Source organism: Streptomyces sp. ID05-39B, from assembly GCF_033794725.1.
GTDB classification, from domain to species: Bacteria; Actinomycetota; Actinomycetes; order Streptomycetales; family Streptomycetaceae; genus Streptomyces; species Streptomyces bobili.
In genome coordinates this window covers 1-14,400 of record NZ_JARGEF010000213.1, presented here as the reverse complement: position 1 = coordinate 14,400, position 14,400 = coordinate 1, and the positions used below count along the sequence as shown (strand labels likewise).

The window sequence follows — 14,400 nt, the reverse complement described above, 5'->3', positions numbered from 1 at the left end:
CTGTCGGGGCCGGTCCCGGCCCCCTCTCCCGTGCCACCCGGCGAGCCCTTGGCCACCCAGGAAGGGAGCACTCCATGACCCAGCGCCGCACCACCCCGGCGTCATCACCCGCGGGCCTCACCCCAGCCCCCGGCAGCACGCGTCGCGGCGCGGCGCTCACTCCTCTCGAAGTCCTCCAGGACGACCTGGAATCCCAGCTGACCGAACCGGCCCGCGCGTGGCTGCGCCAAGCACTCGACGAGGCAGCCGACCATCCCGGCACCCACGGCCCGATCTCCGTGTGGGAGCTGCGGCTCGCCGAGGCCGGCCGGCGCTGCGGCACCCGGCACGCGGACGCAGCCCGGCTGCTCATCCTGCGTTCCGCCCGCGCCGACACGGGCGCGCTGGGCCGGGTGTACTTCCAGGGCACCGCCGACGAACGCCGGGCCGTACTCCTTGCGCTGGCGCACCTCGTGCCCGGCCCGGACGCCCTGCCGCTGGTGGAGGACGCCCTGCGCACCAACGACACCCGGCTCCTGGCCGCCGCCGTGGGCCCCTACGCCGCCCGCCATCTCGACGCCCACGCCTGGCGCCACGCCGTACTGAAGTGCCTGTTCACCGGGGTGCCCGTCGACGCCGTGGCGGGCCTGGCGGAGCGGGCCCGCGCAGACCCCGAACTCGCCCGCATGCTCCGCGACCACGCCGCCGAACGCACCGCCGCGGACCGTCCCGTGCCGCGGGACCTGCACCGCGTCCTCGCCCTGACCGACTCGGCCGGCCCGGCCGGTCCCGTGCCCCCGCCGCACAGGACACGGCCCCAGGGGGCACACCCCCACGGCGCGGGCCACCCCCACGGCAAGGAGTCCTGATGCGCATCTTCGACCCCCACATCCACATGACCTCCCGGACCACCGACGACTACGAGGCCATGTACGCCGCCGGTGTCCGCGCCGTCGTCGAACCGTCCTTCTGGCTCGGCCAGCCGCGCACCTCGCCCGCCTCCTTCCTCGACCACTTCGACTCCCTCCTCGGCTGGGAACCCTTCCGGGCCGCCCAGTACGGCATCGCCCACCACTGCACGCTCGCCCTCAACCCCAAGGAGGCGAACGACCCGCGCTGCGTCCCCGTCCTCGACGAACTGCCCCGGTATCTCGTCAAGGACCACGTCGTGGCCGTCGGCGAGATCGGCTACGACTCGATGACTCCCGCCGAGGACACCGCTTTCGCCGCACAGCTCCAGCTCGCCGCCGCCCACGGGCTGCCCGCGCTGGTGCACACCCCGCACCGCGACAAGCTCGCCGGGCTGCGCCGCACCCTCGACGTCGTCAGGGAGTCCGCGCTGCCCGAGGAACACGTTCTGATCGACCACCTCAACGAGACCACGGTGAAGGAGGCCAGGGACAGCGGCTGCTGGCTGGGCTTCTCGGTGTATCCGGACACCAAGATGGACGAACGCCGCATGGTCGGGATCCTGCGCGCGTACGGGCCGGAGCGGGTCCTGGTGAACTCCGCCGCCGACTGGGGCCGCAGCGACCCCCTGAAGACCCGCGGCGTGGCCGACCTGATGCTGGACGAGGGCTTCACCGAGGACGACGTCGACCGGGTCCTGTGGCGCAACCCCGTCGCCTTCTACGGCCTCAGCGGCCGGCTGAACGTCGAGGTGAGCGCTCCCGGCGCCACCCACGAGGGCAACTCCGTGCTGCGCGGCGGGGGGTGAGCGATGCGCTTCCGCCACCCCGACGGCACCACCGTCCACCTCGCCTACTGCACCAACGTGCACCCCGCCGAGACCCTCGACGGCGTGCTCGCGCAACTGCGCGACCACTGCGAGCCCGTCCGCCGCCGGCTGGGCCGCGACCGCCTCGGCATCGGCCTGTGGCTCGCCAAGGACGCCGCGCACGCCCTCGACACCGACCCGGCCGCCCTGCGCGGCCTGCGCGCCGCACTCGACCGGCGAGGCCTGGAGGTCGTCACCCTCAACGGCTTCCCCTACGAAGGCTTCGGCGCCGAGCAGGTCAAGTACCGGGTGTACAGGCCCGACTGGGCCGACCCCGAGCGCCTCGACCACACCACCGCGCTCGCCCGTGTCCTCACCGGCCTCCTCCCCGACGACCTCACCGAGGGCAGCATCTCCACGCTGCCGCTGGGCTGGCGCACCACCTGGACCGACGCCCGCGCCGACGCCGCGCACGCCGCCCTGCTCACCCTCGCCGAACGCCTGGACGCCCTCGCGGACCTCACCGGCCGCTCCGTCCGCGTCGGCCTCGAACCGGAGCCCGGCTGCGTCGTCGAGACCACCGGCGACGCCCTCGCCCCGCTCGCCGCCCTCGGCCACCCCCGCATCGGCGTCTGCGTCGACACCTGCCACCTCGCCACCTCCTTCGAAGACCCGCACACCGCCCTGGACGCGCTGGCCGCCGCCCGCGTCCCCGTCGTCAAATCCCAGCTGTCGGCCGCCCTGCACGCCGAACATCCCCACCTCCCCGCCGTCCGCGAGGCGCTCGCCGCCTTCGACGAACCCCGCTTCCTGCACCAGACCCGCACGGTCGGCAGCACCGGTCGCCGCCACGGCACGGACGACCTCGGCCAGGCCCTCACCGGCGACGCCCTGCCCGACACCTCGCCCTGGCGCGCCCACTTCCACGTCCCGCTGCACGCGGCCCCCGCCGCGCCCCTCACCTCCACGCTCCCCGTGCTGAAGGACGTCCTGACCCGCCTCGTAGGCGGACCGCACCCGCTCACCCGACACCTAGAGGTCGAGACCTACACCTGGCAGGCCCTCCCGCCCGCACTGCGCCCCCGCGGCCGGGCCCAGCTCGCCGACGGCATCGCCGCCGAACTCGCCCTGGCCCGCGACCTGCTGACCGACCTCGGCCTGAAGGAGCTCCCATGACCTCCGCCACCCCGGAGGCCGCCCGGACGGCCCGACCGCAGACCACCCCGGGCGCCGACCGTACGGCCTCACCGCAGCCAGTCACGGGCGCCGACCGTACGGCCTCACCGCAGCCAGTCACGGGCGCCGACCGTACGGCCTCACCGCAGACCGTCCCGGGCGCCACCCCGCAGGCCATCGCGGCCCCGAACCGTCCCGTTCCCCTCCTCGTCCTCGACGTCGTCGGTCTCACCCCCCGTCTCCTCCACCACATGCCCCACCTCAAGTCCCTCGCACAGTCGGGCTCCCGGGCGCCCCTCGGCACCGTCCTGCCCGCCGTCACCTGCGCCGCCCAGTCCACCTTTCTCACCGGCACGCACCCCTGCGAGCACGGCATCGTCGGCAACGGCTGGTACTTCCGTGAACTCGGCGACGTCCTGCTGTGGCGCCAGCACAACGCTCTCGTCGCCGGCGACAAACTGTGGGACGCCGCCCGCCGGGCGTACCCCGGCTACACGGTCGCCAACATCTGCTGGTGGTACGCCATGGGCGCAGACACCGACTTCACCGTCACCCCCCGTCCCGTCTACTACGCCGACGGCCGCAAGGAGCCCGACTGCTACACCCGGCCACCGGCCCTGCACGACGAACTCACCGACAGACTCGGCACCTTCCCCCTCTTCCACTTCTGGGGCCCGGGCGCGGACCTGGTCTCCAGCCGCTGGATCATCGACGCCACCCGGCACATCCTGCGCACCCGCCGGCCCGACCTCGCCCTGTGCTACCTCCCTCACCTCGACTACGACCTCCAGCGCTTCGGCCCCGACGACCCGCGCTCCCTGCGGGCGGCCGCCGACCTGGACGCCGCCCTGGCCCCCCTCCTGGACGAGGCACGTGCGCAGGGCCGTACCGTCGTCGCGCTGTCCGAGTACGGCATCACCTCCGTGAGCCGGCCCGTCGACATCAACCGCGCTCTGCGCCGCGCGGGACTGCTGGAGGTGCACACCCAGGACGGCATGGAGTACCTCGACCCGATGGCGTCCCGTTCCTTCGCGGTCGCGGACCACCAGATCGCCCATGTCTATGTGCGCCGCCCCGAGGACCTGGACGCCACCCGGGCCGCTCTCGCCGAGCTGCCCGGCATCGCCGAACTCCTCGACGACGAGGGCAAGAAGGCGCACCACCTCGACCATCCGCGCTCCGGCGAACTGGTCGCCGTCGCGGAGCCGGACGCCTGGTTCACGTACTACTACTGGCTCGACGACGCCCGCGCACCCGACTTCGCGCGGCTCGTCGAGATCCACCGCAAACCCGGCTACGACCCGGTCGAGCTGTTCATGGACCCGCTCGACCCCTATGTGAAGGTCAAGGCGGCCACGGCCCTGGCCCGCAAGAAGCTCGGTATGCGATACCGCATGGCGGTCGTGCCTCTCGATCCGTCACCTGTCCGGGGCAGCCACGGCCGCCCACCCGCGAGCGACGACGACGGTCCGCTCCTCATCTGCTCCACCCCCCGCGCCGTCGGTGACCGGATCGCGGCCACCGATGTCAAGCAACTCCTGCTCCACCTCGCCGGACTCGGCTGACGTACGGCTGCCGATTTCCAGCCGCTTTCAGTGAAGCACGCAGCACTGACAACAGGCCGCCCCGCAGCTCGGGGGCGGACCACGACAGAAGGCAGGCACCCGTGTTCCCGCACTCCGACCCGTCCCGCACCGACGCCCCCGCTATCACAGCGGGCCCCGACGAGGCCCTGCGCCGCGGCCTCGGCATCGGCCGCCGCCGCTTCCTCAGCACCTGCACCGCCGTCGCCGGCGCGGCGATCGCCGCGCCCGTCCTCGGCGCCTCACCGGCCTTCGCCCAGGACCAGGACGGAAGCCCCGGCCACGGCGGTCACGGACACGGCGGTGACGTGCTCGTGCCGGCCCACAGGCGCGGCATCATCCTGTACACCGTCCGTGACGCGGTCGGCCGCGACCCGCTCTCCAGCGACCTGCCCTCGGGCTTCCGGGAGGTCTTCGGGCAACTGGCGCGCTACGGCTACCGCCAGGTCGAGTTCGCCGGCTACGGCCAGCACGCCAACGCGCCCGGCGGCGCCGCACTGGACTCCGTCGAGGGCGCCAGGCTGCTGCGGCGCTGGCTGGACGACTACGGCCTGCGCGCCCAGGGCAACCACGGCTTCATCCCGCCCTCCTGGCCGCTGACCACCACTGACCTGGACACGTTCAGGAAGCACCTGGAGATCGCCAACATCCTGGGCATGGACCACATGGGCACCGGCGGCGACCCCGTCAACAGCTCCTACCGGGCCGACTGGGACGTCGCCGCCGACAAGTGGAACGCCCTCGGCAGGGTCGCCCGCCGCGAGGGCGTCAAGCTCTACACCCACAACCACGACGCCGCCTACGGCTTCCTCCTCGACGGGGGCCCGCTGGACGACCTCGGCCGGCCCACCCGCAGTTCCGGCATCCGCAAGCTGGAGTACTTCCTGAAGGTCACCGACCCCAAGTACGTCTGGCTGGAGATGGACATCTTCTGGGCGCACGTGGCCCAGTACAAGTTCCACACCTACACCGCGCACGACGGCTCCACCCGGGAGAAGGTCTTCGACCCGGCCGCACTCGTCGCCCGCCACAACAAGCGCTACCCGCTGTTCCACGCCAAGGACGGCACCGTCAACACCACCAACGGACAGGGCTACGACATGGTGCCCTTCGGATCGGGCGTCATCGACTACACCACGTTCTTCTCCCGGGTCGGGGACCGCAACTACCACAACCCGATGGTGGAGCAGGACAACGCGCCCAGCTCCACCGATCCCGGGCAGTCCCTGCGTCATGCCAGGACCGGCTACGACAACCTCGCGGCGCTGCGCAGGCGGCGCGGCTGACCGCATCCGCATCCGCATCCGCATCCGCATCCGCATCCGCACCGCACACCGGGCGGCCCTTCCCGCACCACTCGGAACCCTTCGGCCCGGTCGACACGATCGTCCTGGTCGACACGGAGGCGGAACTCCTCGCCGCGATGAACGCCTCCGACGGGGCGCTGGTCGCCACCCTGTCCACCGACGACCGCGCCACCTACGAGCGACTGGCCCCGCAGATCCGCGCCTTCAAGGTCGGTCACGGCACGCCCCGTTCCCGCGGCGACCGCGACGAACTGTTCGGCGGCTTCGGGGCGTCCTGGCACGGCGCCTTCGTCGGGGGCGGGCTGCTCGTGCGCGCGGTCACCCGGGGGCCGGCAGGGGAGCGGCTGCCGGGGAACTTCCCCGAGTACCAGCCGATGCCCTGAGACAGGACTCGGGGCGGCGCACCCGACGGGCGCCGCCCCGGGCCACAGCTCGGGCACCGGCCGTCACCCCCGACGTGGCCGCCCGGCGGCCATCCGTGACCGTTCGCGCACAGGTCGTGACGACGGGAGGCGGTCCCCGCCCGGACGCCCGCGCAGGCCCCCGGCCAGCGGATACTCGGGTGAAACGCACTCCGAAAGCTTGGTATTGTTGTCCATGTCGCCACGGGGAACACTCGCGGCGGCAGGCACCTGGTCCGGGTGGCGGAATGGCAGACGCGCTAGCTTGAGGTGCTAGTGCCCTTTATCGGGCGTGGGGGTTCAAGTCCCCCCTCGGACACTTATCACCCTCCGTATCGAGCGGCTTCCGCTCGGTGAGGGTGCGCGGAAGGCGTCCGCGCAGACGTCACCCGCATCCGGGAGTCCCGGGTGCGGGTTTTGTCGTTTCCTGCCCCGGCGAGTCCCAGGCGACTTCCCGTAAAACGTTCCGAACGCCTCGATTGCCTCCCGAATGCCGCGGAAGCCCGTTTATCGGTTGTGTCGGAGCGGGTCCGCTTCGGTGCTACTGACTAACCGTCAATGTTCATCTGTGGCACCCCCGTTGGCTGTCTGTGATCGCATCGTGTGGTGATACGATCACGGCGCTTGTAGAGCGGGCGGATGGGTGAAGGACGACATCCCCGGCTCCGGGGACAGTCCGGGCGGTGGTCCCGATGCGGGCGGTCCCGCCGGTCCACCCGCATTGACGGGAATTCAGCAACTGGCCGTCAGTCGCCTGAAGAGAGTCTTATGACTGATTACATACAGAACCCGGTACTCTGGGCTCTCCTCATCGCCGTGATCGCCGCCGTCGCCCTCATTGTTCGTCAGCGGAGGGCGGCGCGGACGTCAAGGCAGGAGTTCGCAGATCTCAGGGCTCGGCACGACGAGCTGGAGAACGGGTACGCGAAATCCGTCGAGGCAGCTCAGGAAAGAGCCGACGAGGCCACGAAAACAGTCCTGAAGTCCGCCATGCGGACCCTTCAGGGCCTTGCCGCGGAACAGCAGTTGATTGTCTCCCGGCTCCAGAACAAATACGGCGAGTCGGTCATCCTCCAGGACCTTCTGGAGATCGACCACACGAACTCTCAGTTCGGTCGCCGCGCCCAGTCCATCGCCGTCCTCTGCGATGGCTGGCTGGGCCGTCAGCGCGATGTCGCGTCGGTCTACGACGTGGTCCGCAGCGCGCAGGGCAGGATCCGCCATTACCGGCGGGTGGAAATTCTCTCGCAAGTCGATTTCGGCATCACCAGCCGCGCCGTGGAACCGGTCGCGCTGGCCCTCGCCGAAATGCTCGACAACGCGACCAGTTATTCGAGCCCGGACACGGTCGTCGAAATCAACATTCGCACCGTACCCAAGGGTATTTGTATCGTCGTGGACGACGCCGGTGTCGGCATGAACGACGAGGAGCGGGCCCGCGCGGAGAAACTCCTCTCCAGCGACCGCGTCTCGGGCGTCTCCGGGCTCGGCAACCCGCCGCAGTTCGGTTTCGCGGTGATCGGCGTCCTCGCCGAGCGCTTCGGCTTCGAGGTGTCGGTGGACTCCACGTCGCCCTACGGCGGCGTACGCGCGGTCCTTCTCCTGCCGCACGACCTGCTCACCAACGCACCCGAGCAGAGGGAACCGGCGCCGGCCGCCCCCGTACCCGCCGTCGCCGCACCCACCCGCGGCGGCCCCGAGTCCGGCCCGGCCCCGAGCACCACCGTCGACGGCCTGCCCAAGCGGCGCCGCAAGCGGCCCATGGCCATCGTGCCCGGCAGCGCCCCGACCGCCTCCACGCCATCCCGCTCGGGAGCGGAGACCGCGGCGATCATGGGCGCCTTCCAGCGAGGCACCCAGTCGGGCCGGCGGGCCACCCCTGCGGACCCCGCGGACCAGTCCAGCAGCACACGTGGCGCAAGCAGCGAAGGGCATGAGTTCTCGTGAACGACGATCTGTCATGGATGCTTGACAGCGCCCTGGAGATTCCCGGGGCCCTGCACGCCGTCCTGATATCCGCCGACGGCCTGTTGATGGCCCGCACGCAGGACATCGGGAAGGACGATGCGGACCGCGTCGCCGCCGCCATGAGCGGGGTCCAGTCGCTCAGCCGCTCCCTGGCCTTCTTCTGCGAGGACGCCCAGCAGCGGTGGAGGCAGACGCTGGTCGAGTTCGACGGCGGCTGGGTCTTCCTCATCTCCGCCGGCGAGGGCGCCTACCTCGGTGTCTCCGCCTCGCCCGACGTCGACATGGCGGACATCACCTTCCGGATGCAGCAGCTCGTCGGCCAGCTCGGCAAGGCCCTGACGACACCGCCGCGCGAGAACCTCGGCGTGCGGTCATGACCGGATTCGACGAACTGGAGCCCCAGACGCCGGAATTAGTCCGCCCGTACGTCATCACCAAGGGGCGCGGACTGCCCGACGAGGAGCAGCTCTCCCTCATCACGCTGGTGACGGCGGTCGCCGACCACCAGCAGCGGCCGACCCGGCTGTCCCCGGAGGAACAGAGCCTGCTGGAACTGTGCTCGGCCGGTTACCTGTCCGTCGCCGAGATCGCGGGGCACACCCAACTGCCCCTCGGCGTGGTGAAGATCCTCCTCGCCGCCCTGACCGAGGGCGGCTACCTCATCACCCGCCCGCCGGTGCAGCGGGCGCCTCTCGCCGACCGGGAGATCCTGGAGGAGGTGCTGAATGGTCTCAGGGCCAAGTTTGGATGAACAGGCGTACGTCCGTGACGGCGCGTCGCAGACGGCCGTGAAGATCCTCGTCGTCGGCCACTTCGCGGTGGGCAAGACCACGTTCATCGGGGCGATCTCCGAGATCCCCCCGCTGTCCACCGAGGAGACGATGACGCGGGCCGCGGAGGCCGTCGACGACCTCAAGGGAGTCCAGGGCAAGACCACCACCACGGTCGCCATGGACTTCGGGCGCCTGACCATCAGCGACCGGGTCGTGCTGTACCTGTTCGGGACGCCCGGCCAGCAGCGGTTCGTACAGATGTGGGAGGACATGGCCCGCGGCGCGCTCGGCGCCCTGGTCCTCGTCGACCCCGAACGGCTCGCGGACTCGTTCGCCGTGATCGACCTGATCGAGCAGTACGGGCTCGACTACGCCATCGCCGTCAACCACTTCGACGGCTCCCCCCTGCGGGACGAGACCGCCCTGCGTGACGCGCTGGACCTGCTCGACGACACCCCCGTCGTCACCTGCGACGCGCGGGACGAGCAGTCGTCGGCGGAAGCGCTCATCACTCTCGTCCGTCACTTGCAGGACCGTGCCCACTAGGAGCAGAAATGGACCAACCCACCGCTCCCGTGCCCCCGCCCGGGTGCCCGGCGCACAACAGCGGCGCCCGAGTGCCGTTGTACGGACCGGAGTTCGCGGCTGACCCGCAGGCCTATTACAGCTATCTGCGCCACTACGGGCCGAGCGCCCCGGTCGAACTGGCGCCCGGCGTCGAGGCCACCCTCGTCACCGACTACGCCACCTCGCTGCAACTCCTGCAGGACTCCGGCTCGTTCCGCAAGGACGCGCGTCGCTGGCGGCACTTCAACGAGGGCAAGATCGCCCCCGACAGTCCCGTCGCGCCCGTCCTGTCCTACCGGCCCAACTGCATGTTCAGCGACGGCGCCGAGCACCTCAGGCTGCGCCAGGCCGTCACCGACAGCATGGCCCGCATCGACACGCGCAAGCTGAGCCATACCACCGAGCAGGTCTCCAACTACCTCATCGCCCAGTTCGGCTCGCGCGGATCGGCCGACCTGCTCGGCGACTACGCCAAGCAGCTCCCGCTGTTCGTGTTCAACGAACTCTTCGGCTGCACCCCGGACATCGGCGACCGCGTCGTCTACGGCATCACCGGCATGTTCGACGGCGTCAACCCCGCCCGCGCGATGGAGGTCCTGTTCGGCGCCGTCGGCGAACTCGTCGCCCTCAAGCGGGTCAAGCCCGGCGAGGACGTCACCTCCTGGCTGATGGAGCATCAGGCGAAGCTCACCGACGAGGAGATGGTCCACCAGCTGGCCCTCCTGCTGGTGGGCGGCAACGAACCGCTGCGCAACCTGATCGGCAACACCCTGCACCGGCTGCTCACCCACGACGCGTACGCCAACCAGGGCGGTCTGATCGACGAGGCGATCGACGACACGCTGTGGGAGAACCCGCCCATGCAGAACCTGGCCCCGCACTACCCGGCCTCCGACATGGAGTTCGCCGGGCAGAAGCTCCAGGCCGGCGACCTGGTCCTGGTCAGCTTCGCCGCCGCCAACACCGGCCCCGCACTGTCGGCCGCCCGCCAGGCCGGCAGCAACCGCGCCCACCTGGCCTGGAGCGCCGGCCCGCACGCCTGCCCGTCGAAGGACCCGGCCCGGCAGATCACCGTGACGGCCCTGGAGAACCTCCTCAACAAGCTTCCCGACGTCGAACTCGCCGTCCCCGAGGAGAGCCTGACCTGGCGCCCCGGCCCCTTCAACCGGGGGCTCATCGCGCTGCCCGCCCGGTTCACCGCGGTGACCGGGCGCAAGCCCGCACCCGAGGCGCCCGCCGCGCCCGCCCGCCCCGAGCAGCCCCAGCCGGGCACCCGCGCCGAACGGGGAGTGTGGAGCCAGTTCCTCAACTGGCTCACGAGGTGATTCACACAACACCTGCCAACTCTTCACTCTTGTATGACGGTTCAACCTCAGGGGTAGTGAGCCATGCGGTAACCCGCATTTCCCACCAACCCGAGGAGTTGCCGTGGATCACATATCCGCCGCCACCGCCTTCCCTCAACACCCCGCAGCGTTGAGCCTCGAGATACCCGCCCTTCCCGGCGGGTATCTCCATGTCGGCGCCGGCCCGTGGCGGGGGAACCGATGACCGCCGTCCTGCCCGGCGCGCAGAGACCCTCCGCCCCGGACACGCTGGGCGGCCACACGACCCGCCAACTGCGCAACCTCTGCGACATCGTGGGACTCACCGGCCACGACGGCGAGGTCTACGCGCGTACCCTCACCGACATGCTGGGTGCCGCCGCCGAGCGGCCGCTCGACCTGCCGCCGCCGAACCCGACGTTCCTCTCCGACGACCACACCCCGGTGGAGTTCTCGCTCTCCTTCGTGCCCGGTGCGGCGCCCACCCTGCGGGTGCTGGTGGAACCGGGCTGCGCGGCCGGAGGCCTGGCGCAGAACGGACGCCTCGGACTGCGGGCCGTGCGCGAGGCGGCGGCCCGCTGGGGCTTCGCCACCGACCGGCTCGACGAACTGGAGGACCTGTTCCTCCCGCCCGCCCCCGAGGGTCCGCTCGCCCTGTGGTGCGCGCTGGAACTGCGTCCCGGTGGCGTCCCCAGGGTCAAGGTCTACCTCAACCCCGCGGCCACCGGGCACGAACGTGCCGCCGCCACCGTGCGTGAGGCGCTGCGGCGGCTCGGCCACCGCGACGCGTTCGCCGCACTGCCGCCGAACGACCGCCACCTGTTCTTCGCCCTGGACCTGGGCGACTGGGCGGAACCCCGGGTGAAGGTCTACCTCGCCCACCAGAACCTGTCGGCCGTCGAGGCCGGCGCCCTGTCCCGCACGGACGGCGCTCCCCACGCCGCGGAGACCGAGGAGTTCTTCCGCATCGCCGCCGGCCAGGACGGTGCGGACGGCGCCATCGCCGGGCCGGCACCGGTGGTACGGCGGCCCGTGCAGTCCTGCCACGCCTTCACCGAGACCGCGTCCGGCCTGCCCAGCGGCTTCACCCTCTACGTCCCCGTCCGCGACTACGCGCGGCACGACGGTGACGCCCTGGGCCGTGCCACCGCCCTGCTCGGCCGCTACGGGCAGGACTCCGCCCCCCTGCTGGGGGCCGTGGCCGCGGTCACCGACCGCAGCCCGCAGGACGGCGTGGGACTCGTCGCCTACCTGGCGCTCGCCCACCAGCAGGGGCAGCCGCCGAGGGTGACGGCGTACCTGTCCTCGGAGGCGTACGACGTGCGCCCGCCCGCCGGCCTGCCGTCGGCCGAGCCGGCGACCGTGCCGTAAGCGACGCTACGGGGGGTACCTCGAGGGGGCGGCCGACCGGGGAGCCGGGGCTGCGGTACGGCGAAGGGGCCGGCCGACGGGGGAGCCCCCACCTGCCGACACCGACGATCCACCCACCTACTGACGAGCCGTCATACCTCTTGCAGCTCCTGGAGATACGGTGCCACGTTGACCTGGATCGAGGCGCCCTCCGCCTGCCCGTACTGGCCCGCGATGCCGCTGAGGTACGTGGCGACCTCCTTGCGCATGACCTCCGGCTCGGGCAGTACCGCCTCGCCCGCCACGATCCGCGCGATCCAGCGGGACTGCGCCTCCACGAGCCGGGTGATGGAGCCGTGTGGACGGACCAGGCCCACGAAGTGCAGACCGGCGTGGTCCGGCGCGACGACCCGTTTGTACAGCTCGACCGAGCCCTGCTCCCCGACCGGGCAGCCGGACGGCAGGAAAGGGAACGCCATGCGGTAGCCGGTGCAGTGCACGATCGCGTCGGCCCGTGCCGAAGAGCCGTCGGTGAAGACCACCCGGTCGCCGTCGAGGGAGGCGATCGCCGGCTTGGGTACGACTCCGCCGTGCCGGATGCGGGTGAGGATCTCGTCCGAGATGGTCACGGCCGAGGCGAACACCGGATGGTCCGGCTCGGGCAGCCCGTAGTCCGAGAGCCTGCCGCGGGCCACGAGCAGGGCCTGCTCGATGAAGCGGCGCTGCTCCGCCAGGGACATGCTCGTCCACCACGGCGCCTCGGCGACCTCGTCGAGCGGGATGCCGAACAATTGCTTGGGCAGGATGTGCAGGCCCCGGCGCACCGAGAGCAGGGTGGCCGCGGCATACCGGGAGAGGTCAGCCGCGATGTCCACCGCCGAGGCGCCGAGCCCGACGACGACCACCTGCCGGCCGGCGTAGTCACTTCCGTCGCGGTAGTCCAGGGCGTGCAGAATCGTTCCGGTGAACGTGTCCGAACCCGGTGGCAGGGCGGGCAGGGACGGCTCGGTGTTGTGTCCCGAGGCGACGACGACATGCGAGAAACTCCGTACGCCGCGCTCTCCGCCGGCGTCGACGGCGACGACCGTCCAGGAACCGTCGGCCTCCTGCCGCACCGACTCGACGGACGTCTCCAGCTCGATGTGGTCCAGGAGACCGGCCCACTCGGCGAACGAACGCAGATAGGAGGCGACCTGGCTGTGCCGCGGGTAGACCGGGTACGAGTCGGGCATCGGATAGTCGGCGTAACCGGTCAGCCGCTTGGTCGTGTTGAGGTGCAGCGACAGATACCCCGGCCCCCGCTCCCCGGCCTCGGGACGACGCCAGATGCCGCCCACGTCACCCGTCTTCTCCAGACACACGAAGTCGGTACCCGCAGCCTTGAGGGCCCGTGCCGTGGCCAGCCCCGACAGGCCCGCACCGATCACACACACACTCACGGATTCCCCCACAGGAAAGACACCACCTCTACGGATACCCGCAGTGCCTGCCCATCGGGTACTCCCGCCAACCAGCGACAAAGATCACACAGGTCACCGCGCCGACGGGAAGCCGGTCCGTCCGGCTACACGTCGGCGGACGCCCACAGCCCGCGTACGTGCCCGAGGTGGCGGGTCATCACCGCGCGCACCGCCCGCTCGTCGCGGGCCAGCAGGGCGTCGAGGAGTTCCAAATGCTCCTCGGCGGACGCCAGCAGCCGGCCGGAGGCGGACAGGGCGGTGAGCCCGTACAGGCGGGCACGGCCGCGCAGGTCGCGTACCACCTCGACCAGGTGGGAGTTGCCGGCCAGGGCCAGCAGGCCCAGATGGAAGCGGGTGTCGGCCTCGACGTAGGCGATCAGATCACCCGCCACGGCGGCGGTGACGATCTCCCGGGCGGCCGGACGCAGCGCCTCCAGCGACACCGGGTCGGCGGTCGTCGCCAGCGCCACCACCGTCGGGATCTCGATGAGCGCGCGGACGTGCGTGTACTCGTCGAGCTGCCGGTCGGAGACGTCGGTGACACGGAAACCCTTGTTGGGCACCGCGTCGACCAGCCCCTCCTTCGCGAGGTCCAGCATCGCCTCGCGCACCGGGGTCGCCGAGACGCCGAAGCGGGCGGCCAGCGTGGGCGCCGAGTACACCTGGCCGGGCCGCAGTTCCCCCGCGATCAGCGCGGCCCGCAGCGCGTCGGCGACCCGCTCGCGATAGCTGCTCCGCCGCCCGCCCAGCACAGGCAGCGCGGGCGCGGCGGGGGAGGGGCTGCTGCTGGGCGG

The 14,400-nt window shown here is 71.5% G+C and carries 13 protein-coding genes, 1 tRNA gene and 1 pseudogene; 13 read left to right on the top strand and 2 right to left on the bottom strand.

Annotated features, from left to right (window positions below; translation table 11 throughout):
- Nucleotides 1–74: 74 nt before the first annotated feature.
- The 13 genes and pseudogenes from P1P75_RS32165 to P1P75_RS32105 all read left to right on the top strand — a co-directional run bounded on the left by P1P75_RS32165 (nt 75) and on the right by P1P75_RS32105 (nt 12,167).
- Nucleotides 75–848, top strand: coding sequence for an EboA domain-containing protein (locus P1P75_RS32165; RefSeq protein ID WP_319262242.1), 774 nt, complete (start codon nt 75–77; stop codon nt 846–848).
- Nucleotides 848–1,696: a TatD family hydrolase gene (locus tag P1P75_RS32160; protein WP_319262238.1), complete on the top strand. Its 849-nt coding sequence runs from the start codon at nt 848–850 to the stop codon at nt 1,694–1,696. The genes P1P75_RS32165 and P1P75_RS32160 overlap by 1 nt, the downstream gene beginning before the upstream one ends.
- 3 nt (nt 1,697–1,699) lie before the next feature.
- Nucleotides 1,700–2,872 (top strand): metabolite traffic protein EboE, encoded by a 1,173-nt coding sequence (gene eboE, locus P1P75_RS32155; RefSeq protein ID WP_319262236.1) that lies wholly within the window; start codon nt 1,700–1,702, stop codon nt 2,870–2,872.
- A gap of 176 nt (nt 2,873–3,048) precedes the next feature.
- Entirely contained in the window at nt 3,049–4,437 is a 1,389-nt protein-coding gene (locus tag P1P75_RS32150) for an alkaline phosphatase family protein (RefSeq protein ID WP_319262246.1), read from the top strand.
- Between the two features lie 101 nt (nt 4,438–4,538).
- The gene (locus P1P75_RS32145; protein ID WP_319262234.1) at nt 4,539–5,741 is read left to right on the top strand and encodes a sugar phosphate isomerase/epimerase family protein; all 1,203 of its coding nucleotides are present in this window, start codon (nt 4,539–4,541) and stop codon (nt 5,739–5,741) included.
- Between the two features lie 65 nt (nt 5,742–5,806).
- Nucleotides 5,807–6,145, top strand: a pseudogene (locus P1P75_RS32140) (aldehyde dehydrogenase family protein); the annotation flags it as partial.
- A 252-nt stretch (nt 6,146–6,397) separates the two neighbouring features.
- Nucleotides 6,398–6,482, top strand: a tRNA-Leu gene (locus P1P75_RS32135).
- A 449-nt stretch (nt 6,483–6,931) separates the two neighbouring features.
- Entirely contained in the window at nt 6,932–8,110 is a 1,179-nt protein-coding gene (locus P1P75_RS32130) for an ATP-binding protein (RefSeq protein WP_319262232.1), read from the top strand.
- Nucleotides 8,107–8,508 carry a roadblock/LC7 domain-containing protein gene (locus tag P1P75_RS32125; RefSeq protein WP_073497663.1) on the top strand — a complete coding sequence of 134 codons (402 nt, stop codon included), beginning with the start codon at nt 8,107–8,109 and terminating at the stop codon, nt 8,506–8,508. The genes P1P75_RS32130 and P1P75_RS32125 overlap by 4 nt, the downstream gene beginning before the upstream one ends.
- Nucleotides 8,505–8,882 carry a DUF742 domain-containing protein gene (locus P1P75_RS32120; RefSeq protein ID WP_086771796.1) on the top strand — a complete coding sequence of 126 codons (378 nt, stop codon included), beginning with the start codon at nt 8,505–8,507 and terminating at the stop codon, nt 8,880–8,882. The genes P1P75_RS32125 and P1P75_RS32120 overlap by 4 nt, the downstream gene beginning before the upstream one ends.
- Nucleotides 8,857–9,450, top strand: a complete 594-nt coding sequence (locus tag P1P75_RS32115) for an ATP/GTP-binding protein (protein ID WP_107430352.1) — start codon at nt 8,857–8,859, stop codon at nt 9,448–9,450. The genes P1P75_RS32120 and P1P75_RS32115 overlap by 26 nt, the downstream gene beginning before the upstream one ends.
- Nucleotides 9,451–9,458: 8 nt before the next feature.
- Nucleotides 9,459–10,796: a cytochrome P450 gene (locus tag P1P75_RS32110; protein WP_319262230.1), complete on the top strand. Its 1,338-nt coding sequence runs from the start codon at nt 9,459–9,461 to the stop codon at nt 10,794–10,796.
- Between the two features lie 222 nt (nt 10,797–11,018).
- Nucleotides 11,019–12,167, top strand: a complete 1,149-nt coding sequence (locus tag P1P75_RS32105; protein WP_319262228.1) for a tryptophan dimethylallyltransferase family protein — start codon at nt 11,019–11,021, stop codon at nt 12,165–12,167.
- A gap of 131 nt (nt 12,168–12,298) precedes the next feature.
- On the opposite strand, the gene P1P75_RS32100 is transcribed toward P1P75_RS32105, so the two are convergent.
- Both P1P75_RS32100 and P1P75_RS32095 read right to left on the bottom strand, forming a co-directional pair.
- Entirely contained in the window at nt 12,299–13,585 is a 1,287-nt protein-coding gene (locus P1P75_RS32100; RefSeq protein WP_319262226.1) for an NAD(P)-binding domain-containing protein, read from the bottom strand.
- 125 nt (nt 13,586–13,710) lie between these two features.
- Complete coding sequence (locus P1P75_RS32095) at nt 13,711–14,364, bottom strand: GntR family transcriptional regulator (protein WP_319262244.1); 654 nt, start codon at nt 14,362–14,364, stop codon at nt 13,711–13,713.
- Between the last annotated feature and the right edge of the window lie 36 nt (nt 14,365–14,400).